19 protein-coding genes are annotated in these 17,340 nt (G+C 60.8%); 11 read left to right on the top strand and 8 right to left on the bottom strand.

Translation table 11 applies throughout. From position 1 onward, the window contains the following. Positions 1-142: 142 nt before the first annotated feature. Positions 143-1,402 (bottom strand): murein hydrolase activator EnvC family protein, encoded by a 1,260-nt coding sequence (locus CKO36_RS02495; RefSeq protein WP_200280078.1) that lies wholly within the window; start codon positions 1,400-1,402, stop codon positions 143-145. A 110-nt stretch (positions 1,403-1,512) separates the two neighbouring features. On the opposite strand from CKO36_RS02495, the gene CKO36_RS02490 reads away from it, so the two are divergent. From CKO36_RS02490 to CKO36_RS02475, 4 genes are all read left to right on the top strand, one after another. Further along, a complete protein-coding gene (locus CKO36_RS02490) occupies positions 1,513-1,839 on the top strand; it encodes an ArsR/SmtB family transcription factor (protein ID WP_338053407.1) in 327 nt (108 codons plus the stop codon). A 126-nt stretch (positions 1,840-1,965) separates the two neighbouring features. After that, positions 1,966-2,394, top strand: coding sequence for a rhodanese-like domain-containing protein (locus CKO36_RS02485; protein ID WP_200280072.1), 429 nt, complete (start codon positions 1,966-1,968; stop codon positions 2,392-2,394). A 13-nt stretch (positions 2,395-2,407) separates the two neighbouring features. Next, entirely contained in the window at positions 2,408-2,905 is a 498-nt protein-coding gene (gene secB / locus CKO36_RS02480) for a protein-export chaperone SecB (RefSeq protein ID WP_200280069.1), read from the top strand. Between the two features lie 54 nt (positions 2,906-2,959). Continuing rightward, on the top strand, positions 2,960-3,955 hold the full coding sequence (locus tag CKO36_RS02475) for an NAD(P)H-dependent glycerol-3-phosphate dehydrogenase (protein ID WP_200280066.1): 996 nt from the start codon (positions 2,960-2,962) through the stop codon (positions 3,953-3,955). A 108-nt stretch (positions 3,956-4,063) separates the two neighbouring features. Here the strand turns inward: CKO36_RS02475 and CKO36_RS02470 are convergent, their stop codons facing one another. Then, positions 4,064-4,525 carry a TrmH family RNA methyltransferase gene (locus CKO36_RS02470; protein ID WP_200280063.1) on the bottom strand — a complete coding sequence of 154 codons (462 nt, stop codon included), beginning with the start codon at positions 4,523-4,525 and terminating at the stop codon, positions 4,064-4,066. Positions 4,526-4,600: 75 nt separating this feature from the next. On the opposite strand from CKO36_RS02470, the gene CKO36_RS02465 reads away from it, so the two are divergent. Then, on the top strand, positions 4,601-4,822 hold the full coding sequence (locus CKO36_RS02465) for a hypothetical protein (protein ID WP_200280060.1): 222 nt from the start codon (positions 4,601-4,603) through the stop codon (positions 4,820-4,822). A gap of 46 nt (positions 4,823-4,868) precedes the next feature. On the opposite strand, the gene CKO36_RS02460 is transcribed toward CKO36_RS02465, so the two are convergent. The 5 genes from CKO36_RS02460 to CKO36_RS02440 all read right to left on the bottom strand — a co-directional run bounded on the left by CKO36_RS02460 (position 4,869) and on the right by CKO36_RS02440 (position 10,871). Further along, complete coding sequence (locus CKO36_RS02460) at positions 4,869-5,279, bottom strand: hypothetical protein (protein ID WP_200280057.1); 411 nt, start codon at positions 5,277-5,279, stop codon at positions 4,869-4,871. Positions 5,280-5,341: 62 nt separating this feature from the next. Beyond that, complete coding sequence (gene ntrC, locus CKO36_RS02455; RefSeq protein ID WP_200280053.1) at positions 5,342-6,760, bottom strand: nitrogen regulation protein NR(I); 1,419 nt, start codon at positions 6,758-6,760, stop codon at positions 5,342-5,344. Next, on the bottom strand, positions 6,757-7,848 hold the full coding sequence (gene glnL, locus CKO36_RS02450; protein ID WP_200280050.1) for a nitrogen regulation protein NR(II): 1,092 nt from the start codon (positions 7,846-7,848) through the stop codon (positions 6,757-6,759). Before glnL ends, ntrC begins: the two co-directional genes overlap by 4 nt. A 107-nt stretch (positions 7,849-7,955) precedes the next feature. After that, complete coding sequence (gene glnA, locus CKO36_RS02445) at positions 7,956-9,362, bottom strand: glutamate--ammonia ligase (protein WP_200280047.1); 1,407 nt, start codon at positions 9,360-9,362, stop codon at positions 7,956-7,958. A 318-nt stretch (positions 9,363-9,680) separates the two neighbouring features. After that, positions 9,681-10,871 carry a cation diffusion facilitator family transporter gene (locus tag CKO36_RS02440; RefSeq protein ID WP_200280044.1) on the bottom strand — a complete coding sequence of 397 codons (1,191 nt, stop codon included), beginning with the start codon at positions 10,869-10,871 and terminating at the stop codon, positions 9,681-9,683. 189 nt (positions 10,872-11,060) lie between these two features. Here CKO36_RS02440 and glyQ point away from each other — a divergent pair, with 189 nt between their 5' ends. From glyQ to CKO36_RS02410, 6 genes are read left to right on the top strand one after another with little or no spacing between them, the layout of a single operon-like run. After that, positions 11,061-12,005: a glycine--tRNA ligase subunit alpha gene (glyQ, locus tag CKO36_RS02435; protein ID WP_200280041.1), complete on the top strand. Its 945-nt coding sequence runs from the start codon at positions 11,061-11,063 to the stop codon at positions 12,003-12,005. Next, complete coding sequence (glyS, locus tag CKO36_RS02430) at positions 12,002-14,074, top strand: glycine--tRNA ligase subunit beta (RefSeq protein ID WP_200280039.1); 2,073 nt, start codon at positions 12,002-12,004, stop codon at positions 14,072-14,074. The genes glyQ and glyS overlap by 4 nt, the downstream gene beginning before the upstream one ends. Positions 14,075-14,077: 3 nt before the next feature. Then, positions 14,078-14,443 (top strand): pyrophosphohydrolase domain-containing protein, encoded by a 366-nt coding sequence (locus CKO36_RS02425; RefSeq protein WP_200280037.1) that lies wholly within the window; start codon positions 14,078-14,080, stop codon positions 14,441-14,443. Next, positions 14,440-14,988, top strand: coding sequence for a D-glycero-beta-D-manno-heptose 1,7-bisphosphate 7-phosphatase (gene gmhB / locus CKO36_RS02420; RefSeq protein WP_200280035.1), 549 nt, complete (start codon positions 14,440-14,442; stop codon positions 14,986-14,988). The genes CKO36_RS02425 and gmhB overlap by 4 nt, the downstream gene beginning before the upstream one ends. Before the next feature lie 4 nt (positions 14,989-14,992). Then, the gene (locus CKO36_RS02415; RefSeq protein WP_200280033.1) at positions 14,993-15,724 is read left to right on the top strand and encodes a lysophospholipid acyltransferase family protein; all 732 of its coding nucleotides are present in this window, start codon (positions 14,993-14,995) and stop codon (positions 15,722-15,724) included. An 18-nt stretch (positions 15,725-15,742) separates the two neighbouring features. Beyond that, positions 15,743-16,048 (top strand): DUF1840 domain-containing protein, encoded by a 306-nt coding sequence (locus CKO36_RS02410; RefSeq protein WP_200280031.1) that lies wholly within the window; start codon positions 15,743-15,745, stop codon positions 16,046-16,048. Between the two features lie 35 nt (positions 16,049-16,083). On the opposite strand, the gene flgL is transcribed toward CKO36_RS02410, so the two are convergent. After that, entirely contained in the window at positions 16,084-17,328 is a 1,245-nt protein-coding gene (flgL, locus tag CKO36_RS02405) for a flagellar hook-associated protein FlgL (protein WP_200280029.1), read from the bottom strand. Positions 17,329-17,340 lie beyond the last annotated feature (12 nt).

Raw genomic sequence — 17,340 nt, 5'->3', positions numbered from 1 at the left:
AGGGTTAAACTTCTCTGTGATTAAAAATTCGTTCCTGCATGCATTGTGACCATTTGGCAGCGCTTGGCAAGCCACCGCCGCGCGCCCAGTCAGGCCTTGCGCCACAGCAGTGAACCACACAACTGAACCACATAAGGGACCATTAGCGCATAAACTTCCGGCACCACAGGCGTGGGTCCAGCGGATCCCCCCGGTAGCGCAATGCAAAATACAATCCATCGTGGACACCGCCGCCGCTCACGCCGGCTAGAGCGATGGTCTCGCCGGTGCTCACCCACTCACCGGGTTCCTTCAGCAGGCTTTGATTATGCCCGTACAGGCTCATGTAGCCATCGTGATGATCAATAACCAGCAGCAGGCCAAAGCCGCGCAGCCAATCGGCATAGGCCACCTGCCCGCCATGCACCGCATGCACCTCAGCTCCCGGCGTGGCGGCCAGTAACACCCCATCGCCATGCAGATCGCCGGTGGCGCGGGGGCGAAAATTGCTGAGCACCCAGGTCTCGCGCAAGGGCCAGCTGAGTTCACCGCGTCGGGTGGCCAGGCTTTGCTGATCGAGATTCAACACATCGCTGATCTCGCTGTGCCGACTAAGTTCCCCGGCAAGTTCCCGTAGCCGCGCGGCATTCTGGCGCAGCGTCTCCATCCGGTCACGACCGGCGGCAATGGTGCGCTCCAGATTGGCGACAATCTGCTCGCGTTCCTTACGCAACGCCGTCAGGCGCTGGCGCGTATCCTCCTGCCGACGCGCCAGCTCTGCCAAGCGCTCCGTCTCAGCCACCGCGCGCTGACTTAGCCCCAGCAGGCGCTTGGCCTGCTGGTCAACCAGCGCAATCTGGCGTGCGCGCCGCTGTCCCAGGGCACGATAGTAGCCAAACAAACGCCCGCTGCGGGTCACATCCTCCTGGTTCAGCAGCATGCGCAGCCGATCTCCACGCCCCATGGCATAGGCCGAGCGCAACAGCTCTGCCAGCACCGCGCGCGCTTCGGCCAGTTCACCGCGCACCGTCTCAAGCTGCCTGCGCAATTGCACCAGCGCTTCGCGTTGCTCGACCACCATCGCATTCAGCTGCCGTCCCCCGCGCGCCAGCGCCGCAATATCGCGCTCGCTTTGCTCCAATTCGGCATAGATTTCATCACGGCGCGTCTCACGCTCACGCAGATTGTGTTCCAGAACCTCAACCTGCTTCTCAATTGAGGACAGACTTTGCGATGGATCCAGCTCCGCCGCAACCTCCGACTCCGCCCGCGCCACCGCCTCCGGGTCCGCCAATCCACCAAGGCCCAACACGGCACTCAGCACCAGTGCCCGCCGCATCGCAGCACGCGCGCCACCCAAGCCATGCGCACAGGTGCCAGTTGCACGCGCAACATTCCCGATGGAAGTCACTTGTCGTGGCATTTTGGTTGCCAAATGTTGGAAATAGCTTATCATCCCGTGATCAAATCAAAAGCCAAGCGGCTAAAACGGTCATTCGTGTCATCTGGACCCGTATGGAGAACACCATCTTGATCGACGACGCGTTACTCACCGATGATGAATTACTCACCGACGATGGCGATATCGAACAAGCCTCGCGCTCGCTCAAAGCCATGTCCCACCCGCTGCGGCTCAAGATTCTGTGCATCCTCGGTGATGAGGAAGTCAGCGTCCAGGACATTGTTGAGCATGTCGGCACCTCGCAGAGCAACATCTCCCAGCATCTGGCCATTTTGCGCGACAAAAGCATCCTCGCCTCACGCAAGGACGCCAACCGGGTATTCTATCGCGTCAGCGACTCTCGCACCCTGCAACTCATCCGCCTGATGCGCGAAGTCTTTTGCCACCACGGCCACTGACGCACCGCCGCCAGCCCAGCGCACATCCAGTCCAGGCCACATCCAGCCCAGGGTGACGCAGCGCCCGGCTGTCCTTATACTGCGCCCTTTCCCTTGTAACCGAACCGACCTGTGCATGTAATCGCGATGCTTGCCCAATTAACTGAATTCATCGGCAACCACTGGATTTTATTCCTGGCTCTGGCCATCATCTCAGCCCTGCTGATCTATAACCTCATCCAGGGCGACAAGGGCTCCACCGACCCGCTCGGCGCCACTGATCTGATCAACCGCCGTGATGCCACGGTCATTGATGTGCGCCCGAGCGCAGATTTCGACAAGGGACACATCATTCACGCGATTAACATTCCCATGAATGGCTTTCGCAACCAACTCGGAACCCTCGGCAAGTATCGGGACAAGCCCTTGGTGGTTTCCTGTCGCTCCGGTTCCCAATCGCAAATGGCCTGCGGCATCCTGCGCAAGCAAGGGTTCGCGGAGGTCTACAATCTGCGCGGCGGCGTCATGGCCTGGCAAAATGCCAACCTGCCCCTGACGCGCAAGAAGAACACATAGGAACACACACTGTATGGCCGAACAAGAACAACCCCAGGGCGACGCCCACCAAGTCCTGCTGCGCACCATTTACACCAAGGATCTGTCCTACGAGGCGCCCAACGCCCCGGAAATCTTCCGCGAGGATTGGAAACCCGAGGTGGCGCTGCAATTCGACATCAAGGTCAATCCTCTGGCTGACGACACCTTCGAGATCGTGCTTACCCTGACTGTGACGGTCAAGGTCGGCGACAAGACTGCCTATCTGGTTGAAGTCCACCAGGCCGGCATCCTGAGCATCAAAGGCTTCCAGCAACACGAACTGCCACCCCTGTTTTATGTCTATGCCCCGAGCGTGCTCTTTCCCTATGCACGTCAGACCGTCACCGATCTGGTGGCCAAGGGCGGCTTCCCGCACCTGGTGTTGCAGCATATTCACTTCGATCAGGTCTATGCGCAGAAGATCGCCGAGCAACAGGCCGCTGAGTCCGGCCCCTCAGCCACCGATGCTGATGCTTCCAAGCCACATTAAGACGATCCTGCAAAGCACCCAGGGGCGTAACTGGAGACCTACCTGGAGACGCATATGGCCGTAGTTGCGATTATCGGTGCCGGCTCCTGGGGCACCGCCCTGGCCCTGCAACTGTGCCGTAACGGCCATCGGGTGCGCCTATGGGGACACGAACCCGCCCTCATCCAGGCCATGGCGCAGGCGCGCGAAAACCAAGCCTTTCTGCCCGGTTTTCCCCTGCCGGCATCTCTCGAACCAGTCAGCGATCTCGGCACCGCCGTGGCCGGGGCCGAAGCGGTGCTGGTTGCGGTGCCGAGCCAGTTCTTCGCCCAGGTGGTCAGCGACCTGCTGCCCCGACTGCCGGCCCGTCTGGGACTGAGCTGGGCCACCAAGGGCTTCGACCCCGCGCGCGGGCGGCTGCTGCATGAGGTGGTGCGCGGGCTGGCCCCGGAGCGCGCGCTGGGCGTGCTCTCCGGGCCGAGCTTTGCTGGTGAGGTGGCCCGCGGCCTGCCCACCGCCGTCACCATCGCCGCCAGCCAGGACGCCTATGCTCACCAGCTGGCGGCGCTGTTTCACGGCGAGCGCTTCCGCGCTTACCGCCACGATGACCTGATCGGCGTGCAGGTCGGCGGTGCGGCTAAAAACGTGCTGGCCATCGCCACCGGCATCGCCGACGGCCTCGGCTTTGGCGCCAACACCCGCTCGGCGCTCATCACCCGCGGCCTGACCGAACTCATCCGCCTGGGCAGCGCCCTGGGCGCGCGGCGCGAGACCTTCATGGGCCTGGCCGGCCTCGGCGACCTGGTGCTGACCTGCACCGACAACCAATCGCGCAACCGCCGCCTCGGCCTCGCCCTGGCCGCCGGCACCCCTCTGGCCGACGCCCTGCACAGCATCGGCCAGGAAGTCGAAGGCGTCATCACCGCCACCGCCGTGCACAAACTTGCCGCCACCCACCAGATCGAAATGCCTATCTGTGAGCAAGTGCACGCCGTACTCTATCAGGGCCTCACACCACAGGACGCCACCACCCGTCTGCTCGAACGCGCCGGCAAGCCGGAGATGGATTAGATTCGTCCATATTCAGCGGCACCTGTAGCATCCAACAGTCCATTTCAGTTCGCCATCTTCACAGGGCCAGAGAATCTTCAACCATCCAGCAACTACCGGCTTTTCAGCTCAGTACCCGCCTGCAAACCCGGCTTGGCGCCAGGCTTCAAAGGCCACCACCGCAACGGCGTTAGACAGGTTCAGGCTGCGGTTGTCCGGCTGCATGGGGATGCGCAGACGCTGGTCGGGCGGTAGCGAGTCCAGCACCTCGACTGGCAGGCCACGGGTTTCGGGGCCAAACAAGAGCGCATCGGTGAGGCAAAAGGTCACATCGGCATAGCAACGCCCGCTCCGGGTGCTGAGCGCCAGCAGTCGCGTTGGCTGCACCACCTCCAGACAGGCCGCCAGCGATTCATGGGTGCGCACCTGCGCCCAGTCGCGATAATCCAGCCCGGCACGGCGCAGCCGCCGTTCTTCCAGGGTAAATCCCAGCGGCTCAATCAGATGCAGACGCGCGCCAATATTGGCGCACAGACGCATAATATTGCCGGTATTGGGCGGGATTTCAGGTTCGTAGAGTAGGATGTCCACGCTTGACCCATTACTTGAGAGCTGTGCTATAGTATTGCGTCGAAATTACCCTTCCCTTTATTCAGGAGTGCAACCATGACCGACGTCGCCGCCTTGAAACAGGAAAAGCAGGATTTGATCGAAAAAATGCTGGGCATGCAACAGCAGTTCATCAACCACGAACACGAAAATGGTGTCTCGGGCAAGGATTACTGGGCCTCCAGCGAGGGACTGCTGGCTGACTACCGTCAGAGCTATCAGGATATGGCCAACCGAGTGGTCGATCTCGCCCACCAGATTGTCGGCTCTCATCGCTGAACCGACCGCGCCGCCGGCCGGGCGCCAAGGGCACAATTACAAGGCCCTAACCCGGCCGCAAATGCTCGATATACTTCGGCGTATCGCGCAGCTGCAATTCAATGGTTTCACCCCTGACCACCAGCGGCTGCCGGCCATCACGCAGATGCAGTTCCAAGCGAATGTTTCCGCGACTGAGCAGTGGGATCGGAATCATGTTCCGATAGGTGTATTCATTGTCATCAATATCACCACGCTCGCAGATCGCGCCCTGAAGGTCGTCCAGACCCTCCGCCGATGGTTCCTCCTCCAACCCGCCAATCACCAACTCCCCAGCCTGCCACCACAGGGTTTGCTCCACTGAGCCGGTCATGGTGGTGACGATGAGCGCGCGGGCGAGTTGCACGCGCACCTGCCCCTCGGCCCAGGTGGCGCCGGCTAACTCGGTGCCGGCAATCTGGATACTGCTTGCGTCCACGAAAGAATCCTCGCAAATGGCTGAATGACAGCCTTTGCACATCAGGCCGGCAGCGGGCTTTATCAAGCCTTGCCGCTGTGGCGAGCTTCCAGACCCAGTTCCTTGAGTTTGCGCGTGAGGGTGTTGCGGCCCCAGCCGAGCAGGCGGGCGGCTTCCTGGCGGCGGCCGCCGGTATGTTCGAGTGCTACATCAAGCATGACACGCTCAAAGGCTGGCAGGGCGGCGTTGAGCAGGTTGTCCTGGCCGCTGCGCAGCATGCGCTTGGCCCAGGTGCGCAAGGCGTTTTCCCAGGGGCCATCACGCGCCGGGGCGTTGGGCTGGGCAATGCCGAGGTCCGGGGGGAGATCCTCGACGTGGATTTCCTTGGTAGAAGCCATCACGGTCAGCCAGCGTGCGGTGTTTTCCAATTGGCGCACATTGCCGGGCCAGTCAAGATGCTCCAGGCTCTCGGTGGCATCCTGGGCCAGTACCTTGGGCTCGCAATTCAGCTCCCGTGCCGCCTGGGCCAAGAAGGCACGCATCAGCAGCGGGATGTCCTCGCGGCGCTCGCGCAAGGCAGGCAGATGGATGCGAATGACATTTAGGCGATGGAATAAGTCCTCGCGAAAACTGCCGCAACGCACCAAGTCATGCAGGTTCTGATGGGTAGCGGCGATGATACGCACATCGACCTTGATCGGTGCCAGGCCGCCGACGCGATAGAACTCACCATCGGCCAGTACCCGCAGCAGTCGGGTTTGCAGCTCGGCGGGCATGTCGCCGATTTCATCAAGAAACAGCGTGCCGCCGTCGGCCTGTTCAAAGCGGCCCTCGCGGCGGGTCTGGGCGCCGGTGAAAGCGCCGCGTTCATGGCCAAACAGCTCCGATTCCATCAGATCGCGTGGAATGGCGGCCATGTTCAGTGCAATAAAGGGCGCGCCTGAGCGCGGGCTGTGGCGATGCAGGGCGCGGGCGACCAGTTCCTTGCCCGTGCCGGATTCGCCATTGATGAGCACAGTGATGTTGGATTTGGCCAGGCGACCGATGGCACGAAATACCTCCTGCATGGAGGCCGCCTCGCCGATGATTTCGGGGCTGTGGTCAAGGGCGACGGCGGCGGCCTCGGTATCATCGCGATGGCGGCAAGCGCGGCGCACCTGATCAATGGCATCGTCAATATCAAAGGGCTTGGGCAGGTACTCGAAGGCGCCACTGTCGAAGGAAGACACCGCGCTGTCGAGGTCGGAGTGCGCGGTCATGATGATGACTGGCAAGCCGGGATGCTTGACGTTGATCTGGCGCAGCAGCTCCAGCCCGTCGATGCCCGGCATGCGAATATCCGACAAGATGACATCGGGGCGTTCGCGCTCCAGGTTATCCATCACCCCCACACCGTTGGAAAAACTGGTCACATCCATGTGCTCCTGGCGCAGCGCACGTTCGAGTACCCAGCGAATGGAACGGTCGTCATCAATGACCCAAATTCGAGGCGGCCTGTTCATGGGCTAACTTCAGAAGCATCTTTTAGTGGTAAATACACAAAAAACTGAGTTTTCTGCGGCCGGCTTTCACATTCGATCAGGCCGCCGTGCTGATTGATCAACTCCTGTGCAATTGGCAGGCCAAGTCCGGTGCCGCCAGCACGCCCGGAGACCATGGGAAAAAAGATGCGATCCTGCAAGCTGTCGGGGATGCCGGGGCCGTTGTCCTCGATCTCGATGCTCAGCACTAGGCGATAGCGCAGATTGCTAATGGTGAACTGGCGCAGTACCCGGGTACGCAGACTGAGCTGCCCTGACTCGCCGGCGGCAGCGGCTCCATTGCGGGCGATATTCAGCAGCGCCTGGATCAGACGTTCAGAATCGGCCTCAAAGTCGGGGATGCTGGGGTCATAATCGCGCACCAGGCGCGGGCCTTGGGGAAATTCGGCGCGGATCAGGCCGCGCACATGCTCGAGAATATGGTGAATGTTCACCCGGCTGAGCTGTGGCAACTGGTTGGGGCCGAGCATGCGGTTGAGCAGCTTTTGCAGCCGGTCGGCCTCGTCGATGATGATGCGGGTGTACTCGCGCAGCTCGGGATTGGGCAGTTCGCGCTCCAGAAGTTGCGCCGCACCACGCAGTCCGCCGAGTGGGTTTTTGATTTCATGGGCCAGCCCGCGCAACAGCGCCTGACTGGCCTGGTGCTGGGCGAGCAGGTGTTCCTCGCGGGTGATGCGAATCTGGCGATCAACCTGATGGAGTTCCATCAGCAATTCCCCACCGCGCGTGTCATGGTGCATGGGCAGCACGGTACAGTTGACCCGAATCATCTGCCCATCAGGGCGCGTCAGCTCCACTTCCCGCTCGGTGTAGGGATGGCGGGTCTTGAGCGTATGGCGCAGGCGCTGCTCGACCGATTCCGACGGGCAAGGCACCAGATCACCGGCCGGAACCCCTAGTACGGCATTGGCACTGACGGAGAGCAGGGTTTCGCCGGCGGGGTTGATGTAGCACAGGCACAGGTTGCGATCAAACAGCAACACAGAGGCGTTCATGTTGTCGAGCACCCGCTCAGTCACGCGCGGGTCAGTTGGGGCTAGCTTCTTCATGCTGGGAAGGAGAGTCCCTCAGTAGGGGTGCACGGCATCCAAAAAAAAGCCCGCCGCCATCGGGGCGTGCGGGCTTGCGGGAAGCAGCTCCCCGTGCGGGCGCTGCTTTACAGACTGTAGTAAAGGTCGAACTCCACCGGATGCGTGGTCATACGCAGCAGGGTTACTTCCTGCATCTTGAGCGCGATATAGCCGTCGATCACGTCATCGGTGAAGACGCCACCCACGGTGAGGAAGTCGCGATCCTGATCCAGGGCCTCAAGCGCCTGATCCAGGGCGTAGCACACCTGCGGAATGGCTTTTTCCTCTTCCGGCGGCAGGTCGTAGAGATCCTTGTCCATGGGCTCGCCGGGGTGGATCTTGTTCTGGATGCCGTCGAGACCGGCCAGCATCATGGCGGCGAAGGACAGATAGGGGTTGCCGGTGCTGTCCGGGAAACGCACCTCAATGCGTGCCGCCTTGGGGTTGGCGTCATGAGGAATACGCACTGAAGCTGAGCGGTTGCGGGCCGAATAAGCCAGCATGACCGGCGCCTCGAAGCCTGGCACCAAGCGCTTGTAGGAGTTGGTGGAGGCGTTGGTGAAGGCGTTCAGCGCGCGGGCGTGCTTGATGATACCGCCGATGTAGTAGAGCGCGTTTTCCGACAGGCCGGCGTATTTGTCGCCGGTGAAGATGTTCTTGCCGTCCTTGCCGAGCGATTGGTGCACATGCATGCCGTTGCCGTTGTCACCCACCAGAGGTTTGGGCATAAAGGTGGCGGTCTTGCCATAGGCATGGGCCACATTCTGCACGCAGTATTTGAGGATTTGGTTCATGTCCGCGCGCTGCACTAAAGTGGCGAACTCGGTGCCGATTTCGCACTGACCAGCGGTGGCTACTTCGTGATGGTGCACCTCAACGGTCAGGCCCATTTCTTCCATGGCCAGACACATGGCGCCGCGCAGATCGTGCAATGAATCAACCGGTGGCACTGGGAAATAGCCGCCCTTGACGCCGGGGCGATGACCCATGTTGCCATCTTCAAACACGCGCTCGGAGTTCCACTGGGCTTCTTCGGAGTCAACCTTATAGAAGGCGCCGCCGATGTTGGCGCCCCAGCGCACGTCATCGAGCACGAAGAATTCAGGCTCGGGGCCAAAGAATGCCGTATCGGCAATGCCGGTGGACTTCAGGTAGGCCTCGGCGCGCTTGGCCACCGAACGCGGATCGCGCTCGTAGCCCTGCATAGTGGCTGGCTCGAGGATGTCGCAGCGGATGTTCAGGGTCTTTTCGTCAGTGAAGGGGTCAAGCACGGCGGTGTCGGCCTCGGGCATCAGCACCATGTCGGAGGCTTCAATGCCTTTCCAGCCAGCGATGGAAGAGCCGTCGAACATCTTGCCGTCCTGAAACAGGCCCTCATCAACCTTGGTGGCCGGCAGCGAGACGTGCTGCTCCTTACCGCGAGTGTCGGTAAAGCGCAGGTCGACGAACTTTACGTCCTCGTCTTTAATCAGTTTCAACACCTTTGCGGACATCTACTATTCTCCAAATTCGGTTCTGCGAGTGCAGGTTCAGTGGATGATGGGGATCTGAGTTGTTGCAATAACAGTGTCGCGACCAGACGCCAGGCGCCCACCGCCGCTAACCGCTGGCTGGAGCGAAAGCAGAGATCGTGCCATCCGCTCATCGTCTGCGCATACTTCGCGTCTGCTAAGGCCGCTATGGGTCGTCAACGCCACCTCAGTCCCCTGTCGGGCGTCAACCCCGCACCAATAGTATGCACCCCAGCCAGGCTGCGCACCACTAAAGTGCAAGCGAATGCACCACGGCGGTCCAACTCAGCCCAGAGCCCGTCAGCCAAAATACACTCGCACCTGGCGAAACACCGGATCCCGCGTCACCGCATGGCGAATATGGCTGGCGAGCTTCTCGGCATCCGTGCCCGCGCGCCTAGTCAACTCTACGGGCAGCAAAATCTCCACTTCCAGGGCGCCGTGCAGATAATGCAGCAGCACGCGCCGCCGCGCAGCAAATTCCGGAATCTCGGCACAAAGCTGCTGAAGGGTGCGCAGCGCATCGGCGCGCAACGGCAGGTTGGCGCCCACCGGGCGCTCTTCGTCGTCTTCCGGGTCAATATGCACAATGACTTCACTGATTTCATCAAAGCCCGCTTTCAGGCGCCGTTCGACCAGTACGCTGATCATGTGCCCTTCGGAGACGCTGATATAGGGATCGACCAGTACGTGCACATCAGCGCTGGCCTGGCCACCGTAGGTGCGGGTGCGTAGCATGTGCAGATCCCGTACATCGGCCAGGCTGGTGATGGTGCGACGGATGTCCTCGATCCGCGCCGGCTCCAGCCCGGCATCAACCAGCTCGCCCACTGCACCCTGCCCCAGATCCCAGGCGATTTTGGCGATCATTACCGCCACCAGTACCGAGGCGACAGCGTCCAGATAGCTCAGGCCCGCCAGGGTACCGGCCACGCCGATCAGCACCACGATAGAGGAGATAGCATCGGAGCGATGATGCCAGGCATTGGCTCGCAGCAGATCCGAGCGCACCCGCCGGGCATAGCCGAGGGTGTACCAAAACAGTCCTTCATTGACCAGAATGGAGCCCAGCGCTGCGGTCAGCGCCAGCCACCCCGGCTGCAAGAGTTGCTCAGGCGCAAACAGCCGCTCGACCCCATCCCAGGCAATCCCCAGCGCCACCGCTGCAAGGAACAACCCCAAAACCAGTGTTGCAACTGTTTCAAAGCGCTGATGTCCATAAGGATGCCTGTCATCCGGCGCCTCGCCAGCATGGCGCCCGGCGATATACACCAGCAAATCAGAGGCTAGATCCGACACCGAATGCACACCATCAGCAATCAGTGCATGGGAATTGCCCAACCAACCGGCGAGAATTTTGATGATCGCCAGCGCGGTATTGCACAGCGCCGAGACTAGGCTGGTGCGGGCGATGGCCTGAACGCGACCGAGACCGGACTCAGGCGCAGACCAGGCCGATGCGGATTGGTTATTTTGCGACAGGCTACCCATGGGCTTTCGACTCGTTCAAGGTCACAATAGCGGCATCATCGCCGCAAAGGAGGGCTCAGTGCTATCGCCACAGACCAAAGGCGCATCAGGTAGATGCCACCCGCAACAACCAAGGCTGGTTGCAACATCGCGCACGAGCCATACGAAGGCATTATACTGCGCAGATTTCCTTGTTCGTGGGAGGTTGCCGTGCCAAGTGCACCTGTGGTGGTTCCTCAGTTCCTGGATTTTCAGGATCTGATTCTCAGGCTTCAGCAATTCTGGGCCGAACGTGGCTGTCTGATTGTGCAGCCGCATGACATGGAAGTGGGGGCGGGGACCTTCCATCCGGCCACTTTTCTGCGCGCCATCGGCCCTGAGCCCTGGCGCGCGGCCTATGTGCAGCCGAGTCGCCGCCCGACCGATGGACGCTATGGCGAGAATCCCAACCGTTTGCAGCATTATTATCAGTATCAGGTGCTGCTGAAGCCTTCGCCGGCGAACATCCAGCAGCTGTATCTCGACTCGCTGCAAACCCTGGGCATTGATCCGCTGGTGCACGACATTCGCTTTGTTGAGGACAACTGGGAGTCTCCCACCCTCGGGGCCTGGGGGCTGGGCTGGGAGGTGTGGCTCAATGGCATGGAAGTGACCCAGTTCACCTATTTCCAGCAGGTGGGGGGCCTGGAATGTCGCCCGGTCAGCGGCGAGATTACCTATGGCTTGGAGCGCATCGCCATGTACCTGCAAGGGGTTGAAAATGTGTTCGATCTGCTGTGGAAGCAGACGCCCGAGGCGCGTGTGACCTATGGTGATGTTTACCATCAGAACGAAGTCGAGCAGTCGGCCTACAACTTCGAGCACGCCGAGGTTCCGGCTCTGTTCGAGCAGTTTGATGTCGCCGAGCGCCAGAGCCACCACCTCGCTGAGCTGGGCCTACCACTGCCAGCCTATGAGCAGGTGCTGAAGGCCTCGCATTTGTTTAATTTACTTGATGCGCGCGGGGCGATTTCGGTGACGGAACGCCAGCGTTTTATCTTAAGAGTGCGCACCCTGGCCCGTGCGGTGGCCGCTGGTTACTATCAGGCACGCGAGGCACTGGGCTTTCCGATGCTGGACGCCGCGCAACAGCCACCCGAGCGGAGGGCCGCATGAGTACAACCGCCGATCTGCTGATTGAAATCGGCACCGAAGAACTGCCCCCGGTCGCTCTGCCGCGTCTGGCCGAGGCGTTCCACCGCGAACTGCTCAAGCGCATTGATGAGCAGCAACTTGCCCATGGCGCGTCTGAACGCTTTGCCACTCCGCGGCGCTTGGCGGTGCGCATTGCCGACCTCGCGCTGGCCACGCCTGATCAGCATCACAGCCGCCGGGGTCCGGCGCTGACAGCGGCCTTCGATGCCGAAGGACAGCCGACGCCGGCGGCACTGGGCTTTGCGCGTTCCTGCGGGGTTGAGCTGGAGGCGCTGGGCCGGCTGGAAACCGACAAGGGTGCCTGGTTAGTGCACGAACAGGTGATTCCAGGACGCGCGGCGGCCGACTGGCTGCCGGAACTCACCGAGCAGGCACTGGCGGCGTTGCCAATTCCCAAACGCATGCGCTGGGGCAGCGGCGAGGCGAGCTTTGTACGCCCGGTGCACTGGATCTGTGCCCTGCTGGGTGATCAGCCGTTGCAAGGCGAGGTCTTGGGCATTGCCATGGGCCAGCACACCCACGGCCATCGCTTCCATGCGCCGGCTCCCATCGCCATTGAGCATCCGCGCGATTATGACCGTCTGCTGCGCGACTCGGGCTGGGTGGAGCCGGATTTCGCGGCCCGGCGCGCGCGCATTCTGGAGCAAATCCATGCGCTGGCGGCCAGTGCCGAGGGTCAGGTACAGCCCAGCGAGGCGTTGCTGGATGAAGTCACCGCACTATGCGAATGGCCAGTGGCCTTACTCGGGCACTTCGATGCAGCCTATCTCGAAGTGCCGCCCGAGGTGCTGATCGAGACCATGCAGAAGCATCAGAAATATTTTCCAGTCTTAGGCACCGACGGCACGCTACGGCCTTGCTTTATCACCATCGCCAACATCGACAGCCGCGAGCCGGATCTGGTGCGCGCTGGCAACGAGCGGGTGATTACCCCGCGCTTTGCCGATGCGCGTTTTTTCTGGGAACAGGATCTCAAGGAACCACTCGCCCAGCGCATTCCCAAGCTGGCTGAGGTGGTGTTTCAGGACCAGCTTGGCTCCCTGGCCGAGCGGGCCGGGCGGGTTGCTCGCCTGCTGGGCACCATGGCTGATGCCCTGGACATCGACCCCGCCGAAGCCGAGCGCGCCGCCCAGTTGGCCAAGTGTGATCTGGTCACTCTGATGGTGGGTGAGTTTGGCAGCCTGCAGGGTGTCATCGGGCGCTACTATGCTGAACGTAGCGGTGAGTCGGCCGCCATTGCTGCTGCCATGGCGGAACAGTATCTGCCACGCCAGGCCGGCGACCAGCTGCCGGCGACGCCGCTGGGGCAGGCGCTGGCACTGGCGGATCGGCTCGATTCGCTGGTCGGCGTCTTTGCCATTGGTGAGCGACCCACCGGGGTGAAGGATCCCTATGGTCTACGCCGCGCCGCCATTGGCGTGTTGCGCCTGCTGATTGAAATCCCTCTGAAGCTGGATCTGAAACACCTGCTGCAACAGAGCGCGGCAACCTTTCCGGCAACCATTCAAGCGCCGGCAGTGGTCGATGAGGTGCTGGGCTATTGCCTGGAGCGGCTCAGCGCCTACTATCAGGATCAGGGCATTGCCAGTGATCGGGTCGCGGCGGTGCTCAGTCTCGGGCTCAGTGCGCCGGCTGACATTGACCGGCGGGTGCGCGCGGTTGAAGCCTTCAGCCATCTGCCCGAGTCCGCTGCGTTGGCTGCTGCCAACAAGCGCATCGCCAATATTCTCAAAAAAGCGCCGGCCAGTGCCCGTCAGCTGAACCGGGATGCACTGCAAGCTGCCGAGGAACAACAGCTGGCCGAGTCCATAGCCACCGTCGAGGCCGAACTCCAGCCGCGGCTGGCCAGCGGCGACTACCGGGGCGCCTTGGTGGCTCTGGCCAGTTTGCGCGCACCGGTCGATGCCTTCTTCGATGCCATCATGGTGATGGCCGAGGATGCGCAGGTGCGCGACAATCGTCTCGCCCTGCTCGAACACCTCCAGCAGCTGTTCCTGCGCATTGCCAATATCGCAACCTTGCAGCACTAAGCCATGGCTGAGAAGACAGTAAATCCGGACTCCTACGACGCCATGCTGGCGGCGGTCCAGGCCTTTCATGACAAACACCACTTGCGCGAAACCGGCGGCGAGGATCTGGTCTACCGTATTGCGCTGATGGCCGAGGAACTCGGGGAAATCTCCGCCAGCGTCACCAAGGGCCGGCCCTATGCGCTGTTGGCCGAGGAAATAGCCGATCTGACGATTTTGCTGCTCGGCACCGCCATTGCTGCCGATGTGGATCTGAAAACCGCTTTCTGGCAAAAAATGGCCAAGCTTGACTCACGCAAAGCGCGCATGGTCAATGGCCGCATCCGCGTCTCAGCGTTTGAGGATGATCCAGACCCCGAGGCCCCATGAGCGTCAGGCTTGTTATCCTCGACCGCGATGGGGTGATCAATCGTGACTCGGATGCCTACATTAAGTCACCCGATGAATGGGCGCCCATTTCCGGCAGTCCGCAGGCCATCGCGCGACTCAATAACGCCGGCTGGACGGTGACAGTCGCCACCAATCAGTCTGGCATCGGTCGCGGCCTGTTCGATCATGACCAGCTGGCGCTTATCCATCAAAAGATGAGTCAGGAACTGGCCACCGCTGGCGCGCGTATTGAAGCCATCGCCTATTGCCCGCATCGCCCCAACAAGGGCTGCACCTGCCGCAAGCCGCGCACCGGTCTGCTGGAGTCCCTGGCGCGGCGTTTTGGGGTGTCGCTGGTGGATGTGCCGGTCATTGGTGATGCGCTGCGCGACGTGCAGGCGGCACTGGCCGTAGGCGCGCGTCCAATCCTGGTCAAAACCGGCAAAGGCGAGCGCACACTGGATACCCATAGTGTTGAGCTGCACAACATTGAGCAGTTCCCGGATCTTTTCACAGCCGTTGATGCTCTGTTAAGCGAGCGCTAAAACCATGTTGTATCTTCGTTCTGCCCTGTTCATGCTGCTGTTCAGCAGCCTGACCATCCTCTACAGCCTCAGTATCCTGGTCGCTGCCCCACTGGTGTCAGAATGTACATTGGGTCGATTGGGGAATGCCTGGTCGCGCACGTCGCTTGGATTACTGCGCGTGGTCTGTGGACTTGATTTCACCGTGACCGGCCGCGAGCATCTGCCGACGCAGCCAGTGGTGATTCTGTGCAAGCATCAGTCGGCCTGGGAAACCATTGCGCTGCGCACCATCTTCCCCTGCCTGCAAGCCTGGGTGCTGAAGCGCGAACTGCTGGCCATCCCCTTCTTTGGCTGGGCCTTGCGCCGCTATCATCCCATCGCCATCGACCGCAGCTCGCCACGTCAGGCGCTCAAACAGGTGCTGACTCAGGGTGAAGCCAGCCTGAAGGCCGGACGCTGGGTGGTGCTCTTTCCCGAGGGCACCCGCGTGGCCCCGGGGCAGCGCGGCCACTACAACATCAGCGGCGCCAAACTCGCGGAGCGCACTGGTGCTGCGGTGCTGCCTATTGCACATAACTCTGGAGCGTTTTGGGGACGTCGCGCGTTTAAAAAGAAACCCGGCTGCATTCAGCTGGTGATTGGAGAACCGATCTCAAGCCAGGGGCGCAGCGCCGCTGAGATTAACCGCGCTGCTGCGGATTGGATCGAGCGCACCGTCGCCGACTTGCCCGCCCCAGTTGACCGCCGCCGCTGAACAGTCGTCACCATCATCATGCTGGTTAAATTTCAAAGCCCCGCGCATGCCAATATTCTGATGTTCGGCGATGTGGCCATCACCTTGCTGCGCCTGATGGGGAACAGTGGCAAGATTCCTGGTGCCCTGATGCCCGAGGACATCCCTGAAGCGCTCGATAACCTGAAAGCCGCTGTGGCAGCCAATCCTGAGCGCCCCCTGAACCCCAAGGACGTCAGTCGGGACAGAGAACAACCCAGCATTACCCTGGCGCACCGCGCTCTACCACTGATTGGTTTGCTTGAAACCGCCCTGGCACGCGATGCGCATGTAATCTGGGAATGAGGCTGAAACTGTGACTGTGAGACTACAGCACAGCATCAGAGGAAATTAAACAGCGACAACCTGTTGGTCTGCACATAGGTCTGCTGTGCCGCTTGCAGTGCCACCTCGCGAAGTGTGTAGCGGCTAATGGCCTCAGCGTAATCGAGATCCTCAAGCTCCGAGAGGGTTTCGCGCAAATCCAGCTTATGGTTTTCGTTTAGGTTGGTCTGTTTCTCAATCGACTGCAAGCGGGTGCCGATCGTTGCGCGCACCGTGCTGAAATGATCCATGCTGGCATCAATATCTGCAATACCGCGATTAACAGCATTGGTCAGATCAGCCCGGCTGCTTGAGCCGCCAACCGGGGTCTCGAAAGCGGTGGCAATCGCATCGAGCGTTTGGAACAGCGAAACATTCTGGGCCGGACGAGAGGTGACGGTATCGCCGATATTTGGCGTACCACTCAGCAGCACGCTGCGACCGGCAAATTCAACTGGGCTGCCAGCAGAATAGTCAGTCAAAGGCGTCTCATTCGTTCCCTGAGTGATGTTATCCACTCTATATTGCAATGTTCCGGAGGAGTTGTCGAAACTGATCTCGAACTCATCCGTTGCATTGGTGCCAAGCAGCAAAACACCCAAGTCACTTACTTCGGTCTTCTCTATCACCAGAGAGCCACGCGGCGGCGCCCCTGCTCGCGTGACATCAGCCGATACTCGCCCGTCATTTTCGGGAATATCCATAAAAACATCAGCGCCACTGTTTCCAATAGCGATTGTGCTAATCGGTGTAATGGCCACTTCTCGCACTGAGCCCTCGCCGACGGCACCGACGTAATTTACCACGCCATTGCTGTCAATCTGAAAAGGCGTGTCGAGTGACTTGGTGCCGCCAAACAGATACTCATTGTTCGGATCCTTGGTGTTCGCAATATCAAACAGGGAGTCGCGCATCTCACGAATCTCTTTAGCCATGAACTCGCGAGTTTCGGTGCTCTGGGTATCATTGGCGCCGTAAATCAGCAGTTCACGCACACGCTGAAGTTGATCAGTTATGCCAGCAAGGGCCGATTCTTCCTGCTGCAACCGTGGCTGGGCCAGATCCATATTACGCTGGTATTGGTTGATGGAGCGTATAATGTCGCGATGCTGAGCAGCTTGGGTTGTAGCTGCTGGATCGTCTGATGGTGTCAGGATGCGCTTGCCGGTCGAAAGCTGCAAACCAGCGCGATTCTGCTCCGACTGGGCTCGTTGCATGGCATCGACACCGGAACGGAACATCTCTTGAGTCGAAATACGCATTTTAACTTCCTC

The sequence above is a fragment of the Rhabdochromatium marinum genome, from assembly GCF_016583795.1.
GTDB lineage: Bacteria > Pseudomonadota > Gammaproteobacteria > Chromatiales > Chromatiaceae > Rhabdochromatium > Rhabdochromatium marinum.
This window is presented reverse-complemented; position numbering and strand designations above follow the sequence as displayed.

Coding starts and splice junctions, on each gene's coding strand:
- glyS (WP_200280039.1), top strand. CDS start 12,002: ATGAGTACAACCGCCGATCTGCTGATTGAAATCGGCACCGAAGAACTG.
- CKO36_RS02465 (WP_200280060.1), top strand. CDS start 4,601: ATGACCGACGTCGCCGCCTTGAAACAGGAAAAGCAGGATTTGATCGAA.
- CKO36_RS02410 (WP_200280031.1), top strand. CDS start 15,743: ATGCTGGTTAAATTTCAAAGCCCCGCGCATGCCAATATTCTGATGTTC.
- CKO36_RS02485 (WP_200280072.1), top strand. CDS start 1,966: ATGCTTGCCCAATTAACTGAATTCATCGGCAACCACTGGATTTTATTC.
- CKO36_RS02440 (WP_200280044.1), bottom strand. CDS start 10,871: ATGGGTAGCCTGTCGCAAAATAACCAATCCGCATCGGCCTGGTCTGCG.
- gmhB (WP_200280035.1), top strand. CDS start 14,440: ATGAGCGTCAGGCTTGTTATCCTCGACCGCGATGGGGTGATCAATCGT.
- CKO36_RS02425 (WP_200280037.1), top strand. CDS start 14,078: ATGGCTGAGAAGACAGTAAATCCGGACTCCTACGACGCCATGCTGGCG.
- secB (WP_200280069.1), top strand. CDS start 2,408: ATGGCCGAACAAGAACAACCCCAGGGCGACGCCCACCAAGTCCTGCTG.
- ntrC (WP_200280053.1), bottom strand. CDS start 6,760: ATGAACAGGCCGCCTCGAATTTGGGTCATTGATGACGACCGTTCCATT.
- flgL (WP_200280029.1), bottom strand. CDS start 17,328: ATGCGTATTTCGACTCAAGAGATGTTCCGTTCCGGTGTCGATGCCATG.
- glnL (WP_200280050.1), bottom strand. CDS start 7,848: ATGAAGAAGCTAGCCCCAACTGACCCGCGCGTGACTGAGCGGGTGCTC.
- glnA (WP_200280047.1), bottom strand. CDS start 9,362: ATGTCCGCAAAGGTGTTGAAACTGATTAAAGACGAGGACGTAAAGTTC.
- CKO36_RS02495 (WP_200280078.1), bottom strand. CDS start 1,402: ATGCCACGACAAGTGACTTCCATCGGGAATGTTGCGCGTGCAACTGGC.
- CKO36_RS02415 (WP_200280033.1), top strand. CDS start 14,993: ATGTTGTATCTTCGTTCTGCCCTGTTCATGCTGCTGTTCAGCAGCCTG.
- CKO36_RS02475 (WP_200280066.1), top strand. CDS start 2,960: ATGGCCGTAGTTGCGATTATCGGTGCCGGCTCCTGGGGCACCGCCCTG.